The sequence below is a fragment of the Butyricicoccus sp. AF35-5AC genome (assembly GCF_003477715.1).
In the GTDB taxonomy this organism is placed as follows: Bacteria; Bacillota; Clostridia; order Oscillospirales; family Butyricicoccaceae; genus Agathobaculum; species Agathobaculum butyriciproducens.
Genome location: NZ_QUDX01000033.1, coordinates 517 through 1,358, shown reverse-complemented (window position 1 = coordinate 1,358; position 842 = coordinate 517). Strand labels below are relative to the sequence as shown.

General features: G+C 49.6%; 1 pseudogene. It reads right to left on the bottom strand.

What is annotated here, in order from left to right:
* Positions 1–115: 115 nt before the first annotated feature.
* Positions 116–842 (bottom strand): annotated as a pseudogene (locus tag DWZ82_RS15785) (MobQ family relaxase); the annotation flags it as partial.

The window sequence follows — 842 nt, the reverse complement described above, 5'->3', positions numbered from 1 at the left end:
GCAGCCTGTCTTGTTGTAACGGACTGCTTCACAGTTTCAAATACATTCAAATCTATCCCTCCTTGAAAAAAAGAAAAGCACCTGACATTCTCTGATTGAAAATGGCAAGTGCCTGTTAAAGTTCCATATCCTGTTGTTTGTGTTTTGTCTGCGCCGGGGCAGTTCTTTGAGCCTTTTTCTCGTCTGCCTTATCCTGCAAGACTTCCTTGATGGGCTGCTTCTTGGGCGGCTCTTTGCTTTCCTCTGTGCCGGGTGTGGCTTTCCGTACCCAGTAGCGGATGTCCCGCAGCTTCTTCAAATCCTCTTGTACCTCGGTCAGCGGTACTTTCAGCTCTGCGATTTCGCTGTGAAGCGTTTCCTGCTCCTCTTGCAGCTCCTCTTGGGTGCTGTCCTTATCATCCGGGTGCTTGGCAAGGTAGGCGGCGGCTTTCGCATATCGGGCAACCTCTGGGTGTTCCTGTTTGAATTTCTCCTTTGTTTTCTTAAAAAATATCTTCTGGTACTTCTCATAGACAGGCTTACATTCCTTGCAGTCTGTCCGGCTGGCAAGAATCCCGTCAATCACTTTGCTCCGGGCTTCCTTTGGCTTCATCTGATTGCGGTAATCTGCGGCTGATTTCCCGGAAGATTCCAGAAACGCTTCTAAGTCCTCCACAGTGGAAAGCCCCTTTTGCCGGAGATAGGACAGGGCTTCGCTGACTGCCTTTAAGTCCTGTGAAGTCCCCCGGTTCTGTCCAGCCCTTGTCCAGTCCTTCCGTTCTTCCTTTCGTATCTCCATATACTTCGTCAGCAGATTGGGAAGAAATGTTACTTCTTCCGCCGCTTTTTGTGCAAGCAGCTCT